At 64.6% G+C, this 18,464-nt stretch carries 17 protein-coding genes; 10 read left to right on the forward strand and 7 right to left on the reverse strand.

Annotation, left to right across the window (positions count from 1 at the left end; all coding sequences use genetic code 11):
* Positions 1 to 5: 5 nt before the first annotated feature.
* From Q7V31_RS03380 to Q7V31_RS03390, 3 genes are read right to left on the reverse strand one after another with little or no spacing between them, the layout of a single operon-like run.
* Positions 6 to 842 carry an SDR family NAD(P)-dependent oxidoreductase gene (locus Q7V31_RS03380; protein WP_304732404.1) on the reverse strand — a complete coding sequence of 279 codons (837 nt, stop codon included), beginning with the start codon at positions 840 to 842 and terminating at the stop codon, positions 6 to 8.
* Positions 835 to 1,401, reverse strand: coding sequence for a carboxymuconolactone decarboxylase family protein (locus Q7V31_RS03385; RefSeq protein ID WP_304732405.1), 567 nt, complete (start codon positions 1,399 to 1,401; stop codon positions 835 to 837). The genes Q7V31_RS03380 and Q7V31_RS03385 overlap by 8 nt, the downstream gene beginning before the upstream one ends.
* Before the next feature lie 3 nt (positions 1,402 to 1,404).
* Positions 1,405 to 1,956, reverse strand: a complete 552-nt coding sequence (locus Q7V31_RS03390) for a carboxymuconolactone decarboxylase family protein (RefSeq protein WP_304732406.1) — start codon at positions 1,954 to 1,956, stop codon at positions 1,405 to 1,407.
* Between the two features lie 211 nt (positions 1,957 to 2,167).
* Between Q7V31_RS03390 and Q7V31_RS03395 the strand changes: the two genes are divergently transcribed.
* From Q7V31_RS03395 to Q7V31_RS03430, 8 genes are all read left to right on the forward strand, one after another.
* The gene (locus tag Q7V31_RS03395; RefSeq protein ID WP_304732407.1) at positions 2,168 to 3,739 is read left to right on the forward strand and encodes a fatty acid--CoA ligase; all 1,572 of its coding nucleotides are present in this window, start codon (positions 2,168 to 2,170) and stop codon (positions 3,737 to 3,739) included.
* Positions 3,740 to 3,785: 46 nt separating this feature from the next.
* Positions 3,786 to 5,639: an AMP-binding protein gene (locus tag Q7V31_RS03400; RefSeq protein ID WP_304732408.1), complete on the forward strand. Its 1,854-nt coding sequence runs from the start codon at positions 3,786 to 3,788 to the stop codon at positions 5,637 to 5,639.
* Between the two features lie 3 nt (positions 5,640 to 5,642).
* A complete protein-coding gene (locus tag Q7V31_RS03405) occupies positions 5,643 to 6,191 on the forward strand; it encodes a DUF924 family protein (protein WP_304732409.1) in 549 nt (182 codons plus the stop codon).
* An 86-nt stretch (positions 6,192 to 6,277) separates the two neighbouring features.
* Positions 6,278 to 7,009, forward strand: a complete 732-nt coding sequence (locus Q7V31_RS03410) for an SDR family NAD(P)-dependent oxidoreductase (protein ID WP_304732410.1) — start codon at positions 6,278 to 6,280, stop codon at positions 7,007 to 7,009.
* A 167-nt stretch (positions 7,010 to 7,176) separates the two neighbouring features.
* Complete coding sequence (locus Q7V31_RS03415) at positions 7,177 to 7,383, forward strand: hypothetical protein (RefSeq protein ID WP_304732411.1); 207 nt, start codon at positions 7,177 to 7,179, stop codon at positions 7,381 to 7,383.
* 75 nt (positions 7,384 to 7,458) lie between these two features.
* Entirely contained in the window at positions 7,459 to 8,400 is a 942-nt protein-coding gene (locus tag Q7V31_RS03420) for an alpha/beta hydrolase (protein WP_304732412.1), read from the forward strand.
* Positions 8,401 to 8,529: 129 nt separating this feature from the next.
* Positions 8,530 to 10,119 carry an AMP-binding protein gene (locus Q7V31_RS03425; protein ID WP_304732413.1) on the forward strand — a complete coding sequence of 530 codons (1,590 nt, stop codon included), beginning with the start codon at positions 8,530 to 8,532 and terminating at the stop codon, positions 10,117 to 10,119.
* Positions 10,120 to 10,175: 56 nt separating this feature from the next.
* Positions 10,176 to 11,879, forward strand: coding sequence for a SulP family inorganic anion transporter (locus Q7V31_RS03430; RefSeq protein WP_304732414.1), 1,704 nt, complete (start codon positions 10,176 to 10,178; stop codon positions 11,877 to 11,879).
* On the opposite strand, the gene Q7V31_RS03435 is transcribed toward Q7V31_RS03430, so the two are convergent.
* The 3 genes from Q7V31_RS03435 to Q7V31_RS03445 are packed head-to-tail and all read right to left on the reverse strand — an operon-like array spanning position 11,876 to position 16,219.
* A complete protein-coding gene (locus Q7V31_RS03435; protein ID WP_304732415.1) occupies positions 11,876 to 13,546 on the reverse strand; it encodes an FAD-binding oxidoreductase in 1,671 nt (556 codons plus the stop codon). The two genes, Q7V31_RS03430 and Q7V31_RS03435, sit on opposite strands and share 4 nt — an antisense overlap.
* A 25-nt stretch (positions 13,547 to 13,571) precedes the next feature.
* Entirely contained in the window at positions 13,572 to 14,522 is a 951-nt protein-coding gene (locus tag Q7V31_RS03440) for a diacylglycerol kinase family protein (RefSeq protein WP_304732416.1), read from the reverse strand.
* A complete protein-coding gene (locus tag Q7V31_RS03445; RefSeq protein ID WP_304732417.1) occupies positions 14,519 to 16,219 on the reverse strand; it encodes a glycerol-3-phosphate dehydrogenase/oxidase in 1,701 nt (566 codons plus the stop codon). Before Q7V31_RS03445 ends, Q7V31_RS03440 begins: the two co-directional genes overlap by 4 nt.
* Before the next feature lie 126 nt (positions 16,220 to 16,345).
* Between Q7V31_RS03445 and Q7V31_RS03450 the strand changes: the two genes are divergently transcribed.
* Complete coding sequence (locus tag Q7V31_RS03450; RefSeq protein WP_304732418.1) at positions 16,346 to 16,762, forward strand: hypothetical protein; 417 nt, start codon at positions 16,346 to 16,348, stop codon at positions 16,760 to 16,762.
* On the opposite strand, the gene Q7V31_RS03455 is transcribed toward Q7V31_RS03450, so the two are convergent.
* Positions 16,759 to 17,409 (reverse strand): 2-hydroxychromene-2-carboxylate isomerase, encoded by a 651-nt coding sequence (locus tag Q7V31_RS03455; RefSeq protein WP_304732419.1) that lies wholly within the window; start codon positions 17,407 to 17,409, stop codon positions 16,759 to 16,761. The genes Q7V31_RS03450 and Q7V31_RS03455 overlap by 4 nt on opposite strands.
* Positions 17,410 to 17,555: 146 nt before the next feature.
* On the opposite strand from Q7V31_RS03455, the gene Q7V31_RS03460 reads away from it, so the two are divergent.
* Positions 17,556 to 18,464, forward strand: coding sequence for an alpha/beta fold hydrolase (locus Q7V31_RS03460; protein ID WP_304732420.1), 909 nt, complete (start codon positions 17,556 to 17,558; stop codon positions 18,462 to 18,464).

Genomic DNA, 18,464 nt, shown 5'->3' on the forward strand with positions numbered 1-18,464 from the left:
TCTCCCTACGAAATGCCGGTGAGACCGCTGTCGACGGCCAGCGTTTGCGCGGTGACGTAAATGCTTTCGTCGGACACCAGAAAGAGCGCCGCATTGGCGATTTCCCAGCCGGTGGCCTGGCGGCCGAAGGGGACGGGCGTGCGGCCGCGCGACGGGCGGCCTTGCGTCGCGAGGCGGCCGAGCGGCGTGTCGACCAGACCGGGCGCGACGATGTTGGCGCGGATGCCACGCTTTGCGCCTTCGAGCGCCACATGGCGCATCAACCCGCCCAGTGCCGCCTTCGAGGCGTCATAGGCGGGCAGGCGCGAGCCGGCGATCTGCCCGGCGATCGAGGAAATGAAAACGACGGGCGAGCCGTCGGCAAGTTTCGGCAGCGCCGCCTTGCAGCAGAGCATCGGCCCGCGCAGATTGACGCCCAGCACCTTGTCCCAGTCTTCGGGCGTCGCGCCTGCAAGGCCAAGGCCGCCGACGCCGATGCCGACATTCAGCACCAGCCCGTCGAGGCCGCCCAGCGCCTTTTCGGCTTCACCGATCATGCGTTCGATGTCGGCGGGCTTCGAGATGTCGGCTTCGATGGCGGTTGCCTTGCCGCCTTCGGAGGCGATTTTTGCCACCGTCTCGTCGGCGGAGGCCTTGTTCATGTCGGCCACGGCGACCGACGCGCCCTCGCGGGCAAAGAGGATCGACATGGCGCGGCCGTTGCCGACAGGGTCGGTTGCCGCGTCGAGCACGCGCTGACCGCCGCCGACGACCAGAATGTGCCGGCCTTGCAGCCGCCCGCGCCCCGGCGCCTCGCCTTTCGATTCAGGCGGCAGCGCCTGCACAAAGCCGTCTTCAGCCATTGTTCTTCATGCTCCGTCTGATTTCATCGAGACCGCTCGTTTCGATGTCCTTCTCTTCAAGTTCGATCTCGAAGGTTTCGAGATAGCGGCAGACGAGGAGATAGATGCCGATGATGATGACCAGTTCCTGCATGGCGGCGTCGCCAAGCGCCGCATGCGCGGCGGCAAACAGCCTGGCATCGGCCTTGACGTTCGCCACCTGGTCGTCGGTGAAGGCCAGCACCGCATTTTCCGTCTCGCTCAGATGCGGCGAGGGCAGGGCGTTCGATGCCGCTTCGATGCGCGCCTCCGTCATGCCGATCATGCGCGAGACGCGGCGATGCTGGTGCTGCTCATAGGCCGAGCCGCAGAGATGGCCGACGCGCAGGATCACCAGTTCGCGCAATTCGGTGTCGAGCAGACCGTCATTGAGATAGGCGTTGACCAGCGCCATGAAGGGTAGAAACGAGGGGCCGCTGCCGGAGATCATCTTGAAAATGTTGAGCTGCGGCAGCGTTTCGCGCAGGGCGCGGGCCTCGGGCGCGAGCGTCGCCGGATCGGGATAGGGGATGCGGGCCATGGTTCAGTCCTGCATGCCCGGCAGCTTGACGCCCGACTTGTGGCCTGCATCCTCGATATCGACATCGAAGGTTTCGAGGAAATAGCAGGCGGTGGTGTAGAAGCCGATGGTGATGACCAGTTCCTGCAACTGCTTGTAGCCGAGCTTTTCGGCCAGCGGGTTGAAGGTTGCGTCGGAGGCGCGGGTGTTTTTCACCACATCGTCGGTAAAGCGCATCACCTGGCGTTGCGTTTCGTCGAAGACCCTGGCGTCCGGGCCTTCATGGATCGCCTTGATCAGTTCCTCGGACATGCCGAGCTTCCGCGAGATCGCCTCGTGCTGATAGACCTCGTAGGAGGCGCCTTTCAGCACACCGACGCGCACAATGGCGATTTCGCGCAAGACCGGGTCGAGTTCGCTGTGGATCAGGATTGCATTGCCGAGCTTGATGAAGCCGTCGAGCATGTCGCCGGAATGGCCGAGCATGCGGAAAATGTTGAGATTGGGCAGCTTCTCGTAGACCGCCTTGGCGCGGCCTTCGGCCTTGGCCGGATCGAAATAGGGGATGCGGGCCATGCTGTGTCGTTCCTCCCTGCGTGCATTTTTGTTGTTGCGGCCAGTCTAACCGGCGCTGCCCCTGCGTCCAGCGGCAAGAGGACTTCTGACCCCCTGAAAAGGCGCACCGGCTTTGCTTGCCCCGTTCGGCCGGGTGGGTAAACTCGCGCCCAACAAGAGCCGGCGGGAGAAGAGCGGACGCTGGCCAGGGATCAATGGGAGGATTTTCAGCATGGTGGACATGGCACAGGTGCGTTCGGTCGCGGACATTACCCGCGTCTGGGCCAAGGCCGCGCCCGACAGCATCGCGCAGGTATTCGAAGGCCGGGAGACCAGCTATGGCGAACTCGACCGCCGCGCCAGCCAGGTCGCACAGGCGCTGATCGCCGATGGCTGCAAGCCGGATGCGCGTATCGGTTTCATGGGCAAGGGTTCGGACCGCTATTTCGAGATGCTCTATGGCGCCTTCAAGGCCAAGGCCGTGGTGGTTGGCGTCAACTGGCGGCTGGCCGCTCCCGAAGTCGTCTATGTGCTCAATGACAGCCGCACCGAGATATTGTTCGTCGGCGCCGAATTCTACGAGATGGTCGAGAAGGTGCTGCCGGATTGCCCGACGGTGCGCAAGGTGGTGGCGCTTGACGGCGGGCGCAACGACTGGGCCTCGTTCGACGACTGGCGTTCGGCGGCGAGCGATGCCGATCCGAAGCTGGCACCCGCGCCGGATGACGATGTCATCCAGCTTTATACCAGCGGCACGACCGGCCATCCGAAGGGCGTGCAGCTGACCAATGCCAATTACCTCTCGATCTTCGAGCAGGGCGAGAAGGCCGGCTGGGCCAATTGGGGCCAGGGCGAAGTGGCGCTGGTCTGCATGCCGCTGTTCCATGTGGCCGGCGTCAATATCGGCCTGATCGGCAATATTCATGGCTGCAAGAACATCATTCTCAAGGATGTCGATCCGCAGGCGATCCTGAAGCTGATCGAAAGCGAGAAAATCAACATCGCCTTCATGGTGCCGGCGGTGATCCTGTTCCTGCTGCAACAGCCCAACATCAAGACGACCAATGTCTCATCGCTGCGCCAGATCATTTATGGCGCCTCGCCGATTGCCGAGGACGTGCTGCGGCAGGCGCAGGATACGTTCAAGGGCGCCGATTTCGTGCAGGTCTATGGCCTCACCGAAACGGCGGGCGGCGCGACCAATCTGCCGCCCGAGGCGCATGATCCGGCGCGCGGCAAGCTGCGCTCCTGCGGTGTGCCCAATCCGGGCATGGATGTGCGCGTCGTCGACGACAAGGGGGAAAGCGTGCCCGTCGGCGAGGTCGGCGAGATCGTCATTCGTGGCGGTTCGATCATGAAGGGCTACTGGAACCGGCCCGACGCGACGAAGGATGCGATCCGCGACGGCTGGTTCTATACCGGCGATGCCGGCTTTTTCGACAAGGAAGGCTATCTCTTCATCCATGACCGGGTGAAGGACATGATCGTCTCGGGCGGCGAGAACATCTATCCGGCCGAAGTCGAGAATGCGCTGTTCGGCCATGAAGCGATCGCGGATGCCGCCGTTATCGGCGTGCCGGACGAGAAATGGGGCGAGGCCGTCAAGGCGATCGTCGTGTTGAAGCCGGGACAGAAGGCAACGCCGGAAGAGATCATCGCCTTCGCTAAGACGCGTATCGCCAGCTACAAGGTGCCGAAGTCGGTCGACTTCATCGAGGCGTTGCCGCGCAACCCGTCGGGCAAGATCCTGCGACGCGAGTTGCGGCTGCCTTACTGGGAAGGCCGGGCGCGCATGGTCAACTGACCGGCGCGGCACCGACACGATATTCATATCCGACGGGAGATCGCGCATGAGCCTTGCCGAACAGGACGCGCCGGCACCTTTCAAGCCGCTGAAGCAGAAGCCGCCGAAGATCACGGTTCGCCGCGAAGCCGACGGTACCGTCTATGTTTCGTCCGATTATCCGCTTGGCGAAATGAAGCGCAGCGTCGTCCACATTCTCGAAGAGCGGGCGGCGATGCATCCGCAGCGCCGTTTCATCGGCGAGCGCGGGCCGGATGGCGCCTGGCGTTTCATCGGCTATGGCGAGGCCAATGTGAAGGCCAATGCGGTGGCCAGTGCGTTGCTGGCGCGCGGCATGAATGCCGAGACGCCGCTGATGGTGCTCTCCAGCAATTCGATCGCCCATGCGGTGATGGCGCTCGGGGCGATGAAGGCCGGCGTGCCGGTTGCGCCGGTCAGCGTGCCCTATTCGCTGATGAGCTCCGATTTCTCGAAGCTGCGCCATGTCGTCGGGCTGACCAGGCCGCGGATGATCTTTGCCGATCACGGCGATCTTTATGCGAAGGCCATTGCGGCGGTCGGCGAAGGCGCCGAAATCGTCACCTGCAGCGGCAGCATCGAAGGCGCGACATCCTTCGACGATCTCGTCGCGACGCCGGTCAGCAATGCGGTCGCTGCCTCGATGGAACAGATCGGCCACGACACGGTGGCCAAATATCTCTTCACCTCCGGTTCGACCGGCATGCCGAAAGGCGTCATCCAGACGCATCGCATGATGATGGCGCAGATTGCCGCTGGCGAGGCGCTCCGCAGCGAGGCGCCGGACCCGGATGAAGTTCCCCAAAGCCTCGAATGGATGCCGTGGAATCACATCTCGGCCGGCAATATCGGTTTCAACGGCAACCTGAATGCGGGCGGCACCGTCCATCTCGATGCCGGCAAGCCGATCCCCGGCATGTTCGAGCAGACGATCGCCAATCTGCGCGACGTGTCGCCCCGCGTTTTCGGTTCGGCGCCGGTTGCCTTCGCCATGCTGGCCGATGCGATGGAGCGCGACCCGGTCTTGCGCGCCAATTTCTTCCGCAATCTCGAATATATGGGCTATGGCGGGGCGACGCTGTCGAGCGACATCTATGACCGGATGCAGGCGCTGGCCGTCGCCGAAACGGGGTTCCGCATTCCGCTGACGACGATGTATGGCGCGACCGAGACGCAAGGCATCACCGTCGTTCACTGGGTGACCGAGCGCGTCGGGCTTGTCGGGTTGCCGGTGCCCGGCATCACGCTGAAGCTGGTGCCGAACGGCGCCAAGCTCGAGGTGCGTGTCAAGGGGCCGACGGTGACGCCCGGCTATCTCAACGATCCGAAAAAAACCGCGGAAGTTTTCGACGACGAAGGTTTCTACAGCCTCGGCGACGCGGCGAAGTTCCTTGACGAGAAGCGGCCCGAGCTTGGCCTCGTTTTCGACGGCCGTGTGACCGAGGACTTCAAGCTGTCGTCGGGCACCTGGGTGTCGACCGGGACGCTGCGCGCCGATGTCGTCGCCGCCTGCACGCCGCTGGTGCAGGACGCGGTCGTCTGCGGTCTCGACAAGTCCTACATTGCACTGCTGGCCTGGCCGAACATCGCGGCGGCGAAAAAGATCGCCGGGCTTGCCGACGATGCGTCGCCGCAGGCGGCCATCGCGCATCCGAAGGTTGCGGCTTATCTGCGCGAGGCGCTGGCACGCCACAACAAGGCGGGCGGCGGATCGTCGACGCGGATCGCGCGCATTCACCTGATGCTCGAACCACCTTCGATCGACGGTCACGAAATCACCGACAAGGGTTATGTCAATCAGGCCGCGACGGCATCGCGGCGCGCCAATCTGGTCGAACGGCTTTATCAGGAGCCGCCGGCCGACGATGTGATCGTGGTCTGAGCGATGAGTGATGTCCACCCGCGCGATGTGCTCGATTTCTGGTTCGCCGCCGGGCCGGAAAAATGGTTCACGAAGAGCGATGCCTTCGACGCCGATATCCGCCGCCTGTTCGGCGCGCTGCATGGCGAGGCGGCTTCCGGCAAGCATGATGACTGGGCAAATGAGCCGCGCGGTGCGCTGGCGCTTATCCTGGTGCTCGATCAGTTCTCGCGCAATCTCTGGCGCAACGACCATCGCGCCTTCGCGCAGGATGCAAAAGCGCTGGCGCTTGCCGATGAGAGCGTGCGCCGCCACTTCGATGTCGAGACGCCGGAAACGGCGCGCAAGTGGTTCTACATGCCCTATATGCATGCCGAAGAGCTGGCGGCGCAGGAACGCGGCCTGATCTATTTCGCCCAGCGCCTCAACGATCCCGAGACGATGAAATTTGCCGTCGAGCATCGCGACATTGTCCGCCGCTTCGGCCGCTTTCCTCATCGCAACGCGGTGCTCGGCCGCCGCACCACGCCGGAGGAACAGTCTTTCCTCGATGAAGGCGGCTTTGCCGGCTGAATGAATGCCGGCTATTGGTTCTTTTTCAGAACCCACTATATCCCGAACTGCGAGGCGTTGAGCCACATCGAGCGGGAGGGATTATCATGTCCATCAAAACAGCAATCGTCGCGGGCGTCGGCCCGCTCAATGGACTTGGCGCGGTGTTGTCGCGACGCGCAGCCGGCGAGGGGCTTCATGTCTTCGTCGCCGGGCGTACGCGCGAAAAACTCGAAGCCGTGGCAGATGCGATCCGCGATGGCGGTGGCCAGGCGACACCCGTCGTCTGCGACGTGACGCAGGAGATCGATGTCGTCGCGCTGTTCCGGCAGGCGGAGGAGACGGGTCCGGTCGATCTCGCCATCTACAATGCCGGCAACAACATGATCGGCAAGATCTCGGGCATGGAGGCCGATTATTTCGAGCGCTGCTGGCGCGTCTGTCTGTTCGGCGCCTTTCTTTTCGCCCGCGAGGCGGCCGATCACATGAGCCCGCGCGGGCAGGGCACGCTCCTCTTCACCGGCGCGTCGGCCAGCATGCGGGGCCGCGAAGGTTTTGCCGCCTTCACCGCCGCCAAGGGCGGGCTTCGCAATTTCGCGCAAAGTGCCGCCAAGGAGTTGGGGCCGCAGGGCATCCATGTCGGCCATGTGGTGGTCGATGGCGGCATCGACGGCGAGAAACTTCACAATCTGGTGCCGCAATATGCCGCCCAGCGCGCGCAGGAGGGCCGCCTCATCGACCTCGAAGGCATCGCCGATGCCTATATCTATCTCCACGGCCAGAAGCCGGCTGCATGGAGCTTCGAAATCGACCTGCGCACCCATGCCGAGCCGTGGTAGGCGGCAGATTCCTCCCGATTCCTTAACCGGCGCGGCAAGGGCTGCCGGGGCGCGCGCGGCGCCCCTTTCTCTAACACCTTGAAATGAAAGGAAATCCGGGCCGGCTTCAGCTGGCCCACGGGTTGCAATTCGTTTGGCAATCGCTTCAAGCCAACCGGAGAGCCCCGATGATCACCGACCACGAAATCAACCTGCTGGCCGCCTATATGGTCGATACGCATGGCCGCAAGGCGCTTGCCTATGCCGATACCGCGGTCGAGGAACTTGAGGAAATCGGCGAGAAGATGCGCGCCGATGCATGGCGGACGCTGCGTCGCGTCGTCGAACATATGGTCGAGGGCCGGATGAGCCGCGAGGGACATATCCTGCACTGACAAACTTGCCGCTTGGCGCGCGGACGCCGCGCCGGTTAAAACGGGCCTCTTGAATTCAACAGGGGGCCCGTTCTCATGTCACTCGACCCACAGGCGAAAGCGATCCTCGATGCGCTGGCCGCCGATCCCGACGCGCCGCGCCTGATCGACCTGCCGCCCGCGCAGGGGCGCGAAATGTACCGCGCCATGGCGCAGGCGATGGACCTGCAAGGCGTCGCCATCGGCAAAATCGAGGACCGGACGATCCCCGGACCCGAAGGCGACATTCCCGTCCGCTTCTACACGCCGGTTGCTTCCGGCAGCACGGTGCCGGCACTGGTCTATTTCCATGGCGGCGGCTGGGTGATCGGCGATCTCGACACGCATGACGCGCTCTGCCGCACGCTCGCCAACGAGGCGGGCTGCAAGGTGATCGCGGTCGATTATCGCCTCGCGCCCGAACATCCCTTTCCGGCGGCTTTCGACGATTGCCTGGCGGCCGTGAAGTGGGTGGAGAAAAACGCCACCGATATCGGCATCGATCCAAACCGCATCGCGGTGGCGGGCGACAGCGCCGGCGGCAATCTCGCCGCCGCCGTCGCCTTGCAGGCCAAGGCCGACAAGGGTCCGCACATCGCCTTCCAGCTGCTGATCTATCCGGTGACGGACGCGCCGCGCCGCACGAAGTCCTACAAGGATTTCGCGGAGGGCTATTTCCTCGAAGCCGAGGGCATGGACTGGTTCTGGAATCACTATGTTCTCAGCGCCGGCGCGGATGCCGACGATGCGCGTCATTCGCCGTTGCGTGCGGCCTCGCTGGCCGGCCTGCCGCCTGCCTATGTCGTCACTGCCGGCTTCGACGTGCTGCGCGATGAGGGCCGCGCCTATGCCGAGGCGCTGAAGGCCGCCGGTGTTGCCGTCGAATATGTCAATTACGAAGGCATGATCCACGGCTTCTTCAACCTGCAGGGAGCGCTCGACGTCGCGCGCGACGCCGTCAAGGCGGCGGCCAAGGCGCTGAAGGAAGCGCTGGCCTGAGGCTTGCGCGCCGCTTTCGCCGGCGCCGTCCTCCCGCCGCAACTGTTCGCCCGGTCAGAATTCCGGCGCGGGCATGGTCGCGGCGGCGCGCATGCGCTATATGGCGGAAAACAGCAGGGGGAGACGATCATGCCGGCATTGCGCGCACCACTGGTTCATCCGTTCTCGAATTTCGACGTGCCGCATCTGCTGGCCGTGCATGTCGCGGCGCGGGGTGCGCATCCTTTCCTGATCTGGGAGCCCTTCGAGGGCGAGGCCCGGACCTGGAGCTATGCCGCCTTCGCGCATGAAGTCGCATGTGTCGCGGCGGGTTTGAAGAAGCGTGGCGTCAAGACCGGCGAGCGGGTGCTGATCCATCTCGACAATTGTCCTGAAAGCCTGATTGCCTGGTATGCCTGCGCCCATCTCGGCGCGGTTGCCGTCACCACCAATGCACGCTCGGTTGCCGACGATCTCATCTACTTCAGCGAACACGCAGCTGTCGTTGGCGCGATCACGCAACCGGCCTTCGCCGGTCTTGTTGCGTCGTCATGCAAGAACATCAAATGGCTTGCCGTCACCGAAACCGATAATGGCGTAACGCCGAAAGACGCGAACCGCCCGCCGAAAGCGGAAAGTTTCGCCGCGCTTTACGGCGATCCGGCCGATGTACCGTTGCGCGCGCCCGATCCGATGCTGCCGGTCGGCGTGCAATACACCTCGGGCACCACGTCGCGCCCCAAGGGTGTCGTCTGGACGCATGCCAATGCGCTGTGGGGCGCCAAGCTCTGCGCCATGCATGAAGACCTGCGGCCTTCGGACGTGCATCTCACCTATCTGCCGCTCTTCCACACCAATGCGCAGTCCTATTCGGTACTGGCCGCGCTCTGGGTCGGCGCGACCGTGGTGTTGCAGCCGCGCTTTTCGGCGTCGCGTTTCTGGCCTGTCTCGCAGAAGCATGGCTGCACCTGGACCTCGATGGTGCCGTTCTGCGTGCGCGCGCTGATGGGCCAGGAAAAGCCGAAGTCGCACAGCTACCGGTTCTGGGGCAACGGCATTTCGGCGCCGCCGACCGACGCGCATTTCGGCATCAAGACGATCGGCTGGTGGGGTATGACCGAAACGATCACGCATGGCATTGTCGGCGACGTGCATCTGCCGAACCGCCCCATGTCGATCGGCAAACCCGCCACCTCCTATGAAATCGCGATCCTTCGCGAAGATGGAACGCCGGTCGATCCGGGCGAGACGGGTGAGCTTCTGGTGCGCGGTGTGCCGGGGCTGTCGCTGTTTTCCGAATATCTGAACAATCCCGATGCAACCGCGAAGAGTTTCGACGAGCAGGGCTATTTCATCACCGGCGACCGCGTGATGCTGGGCGAGGACGGTTTCATTTCCTTCGCCGATCGCGACAAGGACATGCTGAAGGTCGGCGGCGAGAATGTCGCGGCCTCCGAGATCGAGCGCGTCATCATGACGGTGCCGGGCATTCAGGAATGCGCGGTTGTCGGCAAACGCGATCCGATGCTCGACGAAGTGCCGGTCGCCTTCCTGCTGGTGCCGGGCGGCGAGACGGCGGCCCCTCGCGACCTTCAGGCGCAGGTTATGGCGGCCTGCGAGAAGGGACTTGCGGATTTCAAGCGCCCGCGCGAGATTCGGATCGTCGACTCACTCCCGCGCTCCACGCTCGAGAAAATCGCCAAGGCCGAACTCCGCCGTCTGGTCGACGGCGCCGCCTGAGGCCGACGCGCATCGGGGCCCTTCCGCCGCCAGGCCGAAGACCCGGAGATATTGCGATGTCGCAACCGGACGGCACGCCTGTGCCGCAATCCTCGCTGATGATCCCGAAGCTCGTCACCGTGCTTCGGGAGGGCTATGGCTTTGCCGCATTTCGTGCCGATTTCATTGCCGGGCTGACGGTTGCCATCGTCGCCCTGCCGCTTGCCATGGCGCTGGCGATCGCCAGCGGCGCGACGCCCGACAAGGGCCTTATCACCGCCGTTGTCGCCGGCTTTCTGATTTCGGCGCTGGGCGGCAGCCGCTACCAGATCGGCGGGCCGACCGGTGCCTTCGTCGTCGTCGTCTTCAACGTCATTGCCATTCATGGCTATGACGGCCTGGTGATTGCCACGGCCATGGCCGGCATCATGCTGATCGGCGCCGGGCTCTTGCGCGTCGGCGCCTTCATCAAATATGTGCCGCAGCCGGTTGTCACCGGTTTCACCGCCGGCATTGCCGTCATCATCGCGACGAGCCAGGTGAAGGATTTCTTCGGCCTGACGATGGAACACGAGCCGGCCGAGTTTTTCGAAAAAGCGATGGCGCTCGGCGCGGCGCTGCCCGGCTTCGCGCCGCAGACCGTTGCCGTGGCCGTCGGCGCGCTGGCGCTCATTCTTCTGGTGCGGCGCTATCGCCCCGAATGGCCGGCGTTTCTGATCGCGGTCGTCGTCGCCGGCGCTGTCGTCGCGCTGTTCGGCATCGACACCGACACGATCGGTACGCGCTTTGCCGGGCTCGAACCCTCTTTTGCACTGCCCGATTTTCCGCATGTGACGATGGAGCGGATCGTCGTGCTTTTCCCGAGCGCCTTCACCATCGCCTTTCTGGCCGGCGTCGAATCGCTCTTGTCGGCGATGGTCGCCGACAGCATGACCGGGCGCCGCCACCGCTCCAATTGCGAGCTGGTTGCGCAGGGTGTCGCCAATTGTGCGTCGGCCGCCGTTGGCGGCTTGCCGGCCACGGGCGCCATCGCGCGCACCGCCACCAATATCCGCGCCGGCGCGCGCGGGCCCGTCGCCGGCATGCTGCATGCGGTCTTCATTCTTGCCTTCATGCTCTTCCTCTGGCCGCTCACCGGTTTCGTGCCGCTGGCGGCACTGGCAGCCGTGTTGGTGGTGGTCGCCTGGAACATGAGCGAGATCGACAAGTTCCGCCATCTGATGAAGGCACCGGCGGGCGACCGGGCGGTGCTGCTGATCACTTTCGCGCTCACGGTTGCGGTCGATCTGACGGTTGCCATCCAGGTCGGTGTCGTGCTTGCCGCCGTTCTCTTCATGCACCGCATGTCGGAGGCGGTCGAGGTGCAGGCCGACATGAAGGTCATCGACGAGGATGTCGCCGACGACGCACCGCATCTCTCACGTCCGGTCGAGGAGCACGAGCTGCCGCCGGGTGTCGTCTCCAGCGTCATCCGCGGCCCGTTCTTCTTCGGTGTTGCGATGCGGCTGGGCGAAACGCTCGACCGCATCGGTGCGCCGCCCAGGGTGCTGATCTTGCGCATGCGCGCCGTGCCGATGATCGATGCCTCGGGGGCCTCCGCCATCGACGCGTTGATCGCGCGTTGCCGCCGTCACGGCACACGGGTGCTGATCACCGGCTTGCAGACGCAGCCGCGCCTGATCCTGCGCAAGATGGGCGTCACCGCCGATCCGCTGGTCAAGCTCGTTTCCGGCATCGACGAAGCGCTGGTGCTGGCGCGGGAGATCGTGGCGGAGGACTAGGCGAACAGCTTCCCCGGGTTCATCACGCCCTTCGGGTCCATCTCGCGCTTCGTCGCTTTCAGCAGCGACATGCCGATCTCGCCTTTTTCCTCCGCCAGCCAGGGCGCGTGGTCGGTGCCGACGCCGTGATGATGGCTGATGGTGCCGCCATTCATCAGGATCGCGTCGGAGGCGGCGCGCTTGATCGCCTGCCATTGGGCGATTTCCCGGTCGAGCTGGCGCGGGAATATGAAGGTGAAATAGAGGCTCGATCCGTCTGGATAGGAGTGGCTGACATGCGCCATGACGATGCCATGCGCGTTCTGCTCGGGCATGTTGGCGTCCATCGCATCGCGGATCGCGGCCGTTACCTTTTCATGCAGATTGGCGATGTTCGACCAGCGCGTCGAGGTTTCGAGCGTGTCGACGCCGACGCCGCGATCCATCATCGGGTCGCGAATGGCGGGGCCGTTGAAGCGGCCGTGAAACCAGCGCTTGCCGGGGCCGGTCCCCAGCGCCAGGGCGCCGAGGCGCTTGCAGATGCCTTCGGTCTGTTCCTGGGCCCAGATCACCGTGTCCTTCTCGCCCTCATGGCCGATCAGCATCAGGCAGGGCGTGTCGTCGAAGCCCTTCATTTTCAGATAGGCGCGTTGCAGCCGCGCCTTCAATCCGCCCGAACCGGTCGATGAAAAGGTCTGGAAGAAATAGGTCTCGGCGGCGTCCGACAGACGGACCATCGCCACCGGAATTTCGGCATGATTGATCCGCCGCGCCGCTTCGACGCCGGCGGCGAAATTCTTGAACAGATAGCCGCGATAATCCTTGCGCGCCGGCAGGTCGTGGATCTTCACCGTCGCCTCGCAGATGACACCGAGCGTGCCTTCGGAGCCGGCGACCAGCTGGTTGAGATTGGGGCCGGCGGCCGAAGCGGGCGTTGCCTCGGTGGTCCAGAAACCTTTCGGCGTTGCGAGCTTTGCCGAGACCAGCCATTTCTCGGCCTTGCCATAGCGGTTCGACTGTTGCCCGGCGCCGCGCGCGGCGATCCAGCCGCCCAGCGTCGAATATTGGAAGCTTTGCGGATAATGACCCAGCGTCACGCCATGCATCTGCAGCTGTTCCTCGAGCGCCGGCCCGTAGATGCCGGCCTCGATGCGCGCCGTCATCGACACCTTGTCGATCTGGACGATGCGCGTCATCAGCGTCGTGTCGAGGGTCAACACGGCGCCGCCCAGGGTTTTCGAGACGGCATTGATGCCGCCCACCACCGAGGAGCCGCCGCCATAGGGAATGAGTGCGATCCCTTCCTCGTTGCAGAGCTTGACGATCGCCAGCACCTCCTCGGCGCCGCGCGGATAGACGACCGCGTCGGGCGCCATGTCGAGCTTGCCGGCGCGGACATAGAGCAGGTCGTGATAGGACTTGCCGCGCGCGTGGAAGGCGCGTTCATAGTCGTCGGTGCGGAACTGGTTGTCGCCGACAATGGCGCGCAGTCTTTCCTGCGTCGCATTGGAAAGCCGGCTATGCGGCAGGCGAATATCGGCCAGCGGCACCGCCGGCGTCAGCGGCAGCCGGCTCATGCCGAGCGTTGCCTCGATCCAGCTCCATTGGGCTGCGTCGGCCGGCAGCGGGTTCGGTTGTTTCACCGGGCCCCAGCCGTTCCAGCGCAGCGTCTGTCGGTCGATGGTCATCAGCGTTCCTCGTTTTTTCTTGTGGTCAGCAGCGCAGGGTCAGCGCTTGCGGCACGATGTCGAAACGCGCCGGCAGGCGGCCCGGCCCTTCGCCGTCGACATCGAGCAGCACCGGCTCGGCGCCCATCGGTGTCGCCATCACCCATTTCGCGCGGGTGTGCGAAACTTTCTCGCCGCCGATATGCGTGCCCTCCTTCATCGATCCAGTGCCGGTCAGGAGATCCATGAAGGTAAGATCGCGCATCATGACGAGATCGAACAAGCCGTCATCGGGTTCGGCGTCGGGCGCCATTTTCAGCCCGCTGCCGAAATAGCGGCCATTGGCGACGGCGCCGAGGCCGATATTCAGCGTTTCGTCGAAGCCCGTGTCGGTGGTGATGCGCACAGCCCTTGTCTTGTGGCGCAGCGCCGTTGCCAGCGTCGCCCAGAAGAAGGTGAAATTGCCACCCAGCGCCTTTTGCCAGGTGGCGCGATTGACCGCGCGCACCGTTTCGCCCGACAGGCCGAAGCTGGCGATATTGTCGAACCAGCGCGTCGCTTCGCCGCCATCCTCGGAAACGAATGTCAGCTTGCCAAGATCGATCTTGCGCGTCGTGCCGGCGGCGATGCGGGCGACGCAGCCTTCGGGATCCTGCGGCAGGTCGAAGGTGCGGCGGAAATCGCCGCCGGTGCCGGCATTCAGTATCGCGAAATGCGCTTCGGTGTTGATCGGCAGCCCGTTCTCGAAAAAACCGTTGACCACTTCGTTGATGGTGCCGTCGCCGCCGACCGCGATCACCAGTTGCGCACCGTCCTTCAAGGCGCGGCGCGTCAGTTCGGCGGCGGGCAGGAAATGCGGTGTCGAGGGGCCGCTGGTGAAATGCGCGCGCACCGGCCCGAGTTCCTTTTCCAGCGCGGCGGCGATGACGCGCCAGGCGCGGCCGGTGCGGCCGCCGCCCGAGCGCGGATTGACGATGGCGGCGATATGCGGGGTCATGCGGCGGCTCCCTTTGCGGCTTGCGGCTCGAAGGCCCGCGTCGTTTCGGCGATCTCGCGCGCCATCACGGTTTCGTCCCAGCCAAGTTCGCGGCGCATCAGTTCGGCGGCGCGGGAAATCACATCCGGGCCCGGATGGCCGAGTGTGCCGAGGCCGGTGCGGCGGAAGACGACGTCGGCCAGATGCAGCGCCATTTCGTGGCGCACCGCATGCACCACCTGCGCGCCGATCTCGGCGACATTGGGGCCGAGGCGGCGCAGCAGTTCGTCGCGCTCGCCCTGGCGCTCATCGGCCGTCGCCAGCACTTCGTCGATGCGGCTGCCATAGAAGCCGACCAGGTTCTCGACCACATCGCCCGGCAGATGGGCGTGGCGCTTCTTCGCCCGGGCAATGAAGCTTTTCAGCCGGCCGATCTCGCCGCCATAGACCGGCGTGCAATGCGTTTCGCATTTGGCGGTCTTGCCGAGCTTCTTCAGCGCGAGGTCGACCACCTGTTCGGCGAGATGGCGCGAGGTCGTCCATTTGCCGCCGATCGCCGAGACCAGCCCCTCGATCGCTTCCTCGGGCGCATGGTCGTAAACCTCCGCGGCGCGGCTGGCGTTGTATGAGTCCTTCTTGCCGTCCGCGCCCTCGGCGACTTGCGGCGTCGTGTCGACCAGCGGACGTAAGCCCACATAGAAATGCAGCACGTCGGCGCGGGTCAGATTGAGCCCCGGCAAGCCGTCATTCACGACGGCGAGAAAATCGGCGATGTCCTTTTCGGTGACGCCGACGCTGTCCGGCTCGTCCTCGAACACGGTGTCGGTGGTGCCGATAATGGTGTGGCCGCGCCAGGGGATGACGAAGAAATGCCCGCCGATCTTCGATTTGATCGCCAGCGCATTTTCGCCGGTCAGCGCACGGGTGATGATGTGGATGCCCTTCGAGCGGATCAACCGGCGCGCCGGCGTTTCGTCGGCAAAGCCCATCAGCCGGTCGGCCCAGGGCCCGGACGCGTTGACGACCAGCTTGCCTTTTATCGTGTGCGTGGCGCCCGTCAGCCGGTCGGTCACCTCGACGCCGGTGATGCGCACGCCCTTGCCCATCGCCGCTTCGCTGACAAAGCCGGTCACCTCGGCATAATTGGCGGTGTCGGCGCCATATTCGGCCGCGCCCTCGATGCATTCGAGGCAGAGGCGTTCGGGCGCGAACATCTGGCAATCGTAATAGACCATGGCGCCGGTCAGGCCCTCGCGCGGCAGCGACGGCACCAGGTCGAGCGCCTTGCCTTTCGACAGCCGCTTGAAACCCGGCAGCTTCTTGTCGTCGTCGTTCAGCCAGTTGCGGTCGAAGGAGAGCAGGTCGTAAAGCGCCAGCCCGATCGACATCACGATCGGCCCCGACATGCCCCAGCCATAAGTCGGCAGCACGAAGGGCAGCGGATGGACCATATGCGGCGCGTTGTTCTCCCACAGGCGGCGCTCGCGAAGCGACTCGCGCACCAGCTTCAATTCGCCATTGACGAGGTAGCGAAGCCCGCCATGCACCAGCTTCGAGGAGCCGGCCGTCGTCGCATGGGCGAAATCGTCCTTCTCCAGCAGCGCCACCTTGAGGCCCCTGAGCGCCGCGTCCCAGGCGACACTGGCGCCGGTAATGCCGCCACCCACCACCACGAGGTCGTAATCGGTCGCACTCATGGCGTGAAGGTCGCGCTGCATCTTGTCGTTATCCGTTGATTGGCCCCGGGGTTGGGAGGCTAGCTCTCCCTTGACCGAGGGTCCAGCGTCACGGCGGGTATGCCGTGCGGCGCTTGACGGTATCCGCGGCAGGATCAAAATCGGTTCATGGGCAGGGTCTCAACCATCACATATCTCCGGTTCGTCGTTGGCCGGATACATGAGAACACCGGGGTGCGGAACGGTCTGTTCAATGACGCCTACGTGCTTCTGCGGGGACATTTTCTATCGGCTGTCGATCGCGACGTCATGGACGGGCATCTCGCCTGGTTTGACGATCATCTGCCGGTCCCGGAGCGTTTCAACCGGAGCACCTCCAAAGGCAGTTACCGGCGTTCGGGCCGGGGTATTTCCTGGCTCAAGCCCAGCGCAACGGAGCACATTTCGCGGATGCGCGAGATTTCGCGAATCCTTCAGGAATACGGCCATTTCGTCACCATGATCAAAAGCGCGCGTCCCGGCTATATCGTTTACGAAGACGAGCATCAGATCGTCGCCGAGCCTTTCGCCGACACGGGCGCCTAACTCCGCTTCTTCAGCCCGCGCTGCGCCATCCGCCATTTCAGGTGGTCGAAGCGGTCCTGGCCGAAAAAGGGTTCGCCGTCGAAGACCATCAGCGGCACGCCCCAGTGACCGGCCGCCTTCTGCGCCGCTTCGTTTTCGGCGATAACGGCTTCGAGGCGGTCGGCTTCCGCTTCCGCCGCCGCGTCCAGCTCGTCCATGTCGAGGCCGGCGCGGGCCGCCGCGCCGCGCAGATGGTTGCCCTCATGCCAGTTCTTGGTCCCGCCGAAAATCACGCCCGAAACCTCGGCGAGAAAGGCGAGGCCGCGGCCCCGTTCGGCCGCCAGTGCGCCGGTTCGTGTCAGCCGGTGGATATGGGGCTGCTCTTTGGGCACCGTGCCCGATTTCATGTCCATCACCACCGGGTCGGGCGAGGGCCAGGCGTAAGGAAGGCCCTCCATCTCGGCGACGCGGCGCGTGTCCTTCAGCAGGTAAGGCGGCCACATCGGATTGACCTGCTTGAAGAAGCCGTCGATGCGCACCGCGATCGGATAGACGGGGCGCACATGGGCCGTCACATCGAAGTCGCGCTCGAAGGCGGCAAGCCGCGGCGTCACCAGATAGGAATAGGGCGAGCGGAACGACCAGAAGAGATCGTAGGTCAGCGTCATCGCGGGGGGTTCCTCACTTGCCGGCCGCTGCGGGCCGGTCTTTAATGTCTCTCATTAGTATCGCCGGGGATGCACCGGGCGCAAGCAGGCTGTTAGACTTTTGCCAAAGAGCCATCAGGCCACGCACCAACAGGGGAGGACCATCCATGCCGCAGGTCAAGGCGAACGGCATCACTATCGAATATGAAAGCTTCGGTCCGGAAGACCGCGACACCGTGCTGCTGATCATGGGGCTCGGCGCGCAGTTGACCATGTGGCCGACCGAGCTCTGCGACGAGCTGGTCGCGCGCGGCTACCGGGTTGTCCGTTTCGACAATCGCGATGTCGGCCTGTCGCACAAGTTCGACGATCTCGGCATGCCCGACATGACGGCGATTTTCGGTGCGCTGATGGCCGGCAAGACCGCCACCGCGCCTTATGCGCTGGACGAGATGGCGAAAGACGCCGTCGGGCTGCTCGATGCGCTCGGCATCGACCGCGCCCATATCGTCGGCGCCTCGATGGGCGGCATGATCGCGCAGCTCGTCGCGATCAATAATCCCGAATACGCGCTCTCGCTCACCTCCATCATGTCGACCACGGGCAATCCGGCGCTGCCGCAGGGCAAGCCCGAAGCCATGGCCGTGCTGATGACGCCGGCGCCGGAAGGCGACATTCCCGCCGCCATCGAGCGCGGCATGCTCGCCTGGAACACGATCGGCAGCCCCGGCTACAAAACGGATGATGCGACGCTTCGCGCGTGGGTCACGCGCGACGTCAACCGCTCGCTCTATCCTGTGGGCGTTGCCCGCCAGATGGCGGCCATCGTCGCCAATGGCGACCGCCGCGCAAAGCTGAAGATGCTCAACCTGCCCGCCGTGGTGCTGCATGGTGCCGACGATCCGCTGGTGCCGGTCGCGGGCGGCAAGGACACGGCCGAGAATATTCCGGGGGCGGAGCTTCGCGTCATTCCCGGCATGGGCCACGATTTCCCGCTCGGTCTGGTCGCCACCTTTGCCGATGCCATCGAGGCGGCGGCCAAGCGCGCTTCCAGCGTCTCGCGCGCGGCGGATTGA

The sequence above is a fragment of the Parvibaculum sp. genome (assembly GCF_030651915.1).
GTDB lineage: Bacteria > Pseudomonadota > Alphaproteobacteria > Parvibaculales > Parvibaculaceae > Parvibaculum.

Bases quoted from the DNA above. Each gene is read 5' to 3' on its own strand.
- Q7V31_RS03380 (WP_304732404.1), bottom strand. From the start codon at position 842: ATGGCTGAAGACGGCTTTGTGCAGGCGCTGCCGCCTGAATCGAAAGGC.
- Q7V31_RS03385 (WP_304732405.1), bottom strand. From the start codon at position 1,401: ATGGCCCGCATCCCCTATCCCGATCCGGCGACGCTCGCGCCCGAGGCC.
- Q7V31_RS03390 (WP_304732406.1), bottom strand. From the start codon at position 1,956: ATGGCCCGCATCCCCTATTTCGATCCGGCCAAGGCCGAAGGCCGCGCC.
- Q7V31_RS03395 (WP_304732407.1), top strand. From the start codon at position 2,168: ATGGTGGACATGGCACAGGTGCGTTCGGTCGCGGACATTACCCGCGTC.
- Q7V31_RS03400 (WP_304732408.1), top strand. From the start codon at position 3,786: ATGAGCCTTGCCGAACAGGACGCGCCGGCACCTTTCAAGCCGCTGAAG.
- Q7V31_RS03405 (WP_304732409.1), top strand. From the start codon at position 5,643: ATGAGTGATGTCCACCCGCGCGATGTGCTCGATTTCTGGTTCGCCGCC.
- Q7V31_RS03410 (WP_304732410.1), top strand. From the start codon at position 6,278: ATGTCCATCAAAACAGCAATCGTCGCGGGCGTCGGCCCGCTCAATGGA.
- Q7V31_RS03415 (WP_304732411.1), top strand. From the start codon at position 7,177: ATGATCACCGACCACGAAATCAACCTGCTGGCCGCCTATATGGTCGAT.
- Q7V31_RS03420 (WP_304732412.1), top strand. From the start codon at position 7,459: ATGTCACTCGACCCACAGGCGAAAGCGATCCTCGATGCGCTGGCCGCC.
- Q7V31_RS03425 (WP_304732413.1), top strand. From the start codon at position 8,530: ATGCCGGCATTGCGCGCACCACTGGTTCATCCGTTCTCGAATTTCGAC.
- Q7V31_RS03430 (WP_304732414.1), top strand. From the start codon at position 10,176: ATGTCGCAACCGGACGGCACGCCTGTGCCGCAATCCTCGCTGATGATC.
- Q7V31_RS03435 (WP_304732415.1), bottom strand. From the start codon at position 13,546: ATGACCATCGACCGACAGACGCTGCGCTGGAACGGCTGGGGCCCGGTG.
- Q7V31_RS03440 (WP_304732416.1), bottom strand. From the start codon at position 14,522: ATGACCCCGCATATCGCCGCCATCGTCAATCCGCGCTCGGGCGGCGGC.
- Q7V31_RS03445 (WP_304732417.1), bottom strand. From the start codon at position 16,219: ATGCAGCGCGACCTTCACGCCATGAGTGCGACCGATTACGACCTCGTG.
- Q7V31_RS03450 (WP_304732418.1), top strand. From the start codon at position 16,346: ATGGGCAGGGTCTCAACCATCACATATCTCCGGTTCGTCGTTGGCCGG.
- Q7V31_RS03455 (WP_304732419.1), bottom strand. From the start codon at position 17,409: ATGACGCTGACCTACGATCTCTTCTGGTCGTTCCGCTCGCCCTATTCC.
- Q7V31_RS03460 (WP_304732420.1), top strand. From the start codon at position 17,556: ATGCCGCAGGTCAAGGCGAACGGCATCACTATCGAATATGAAAGCTTC.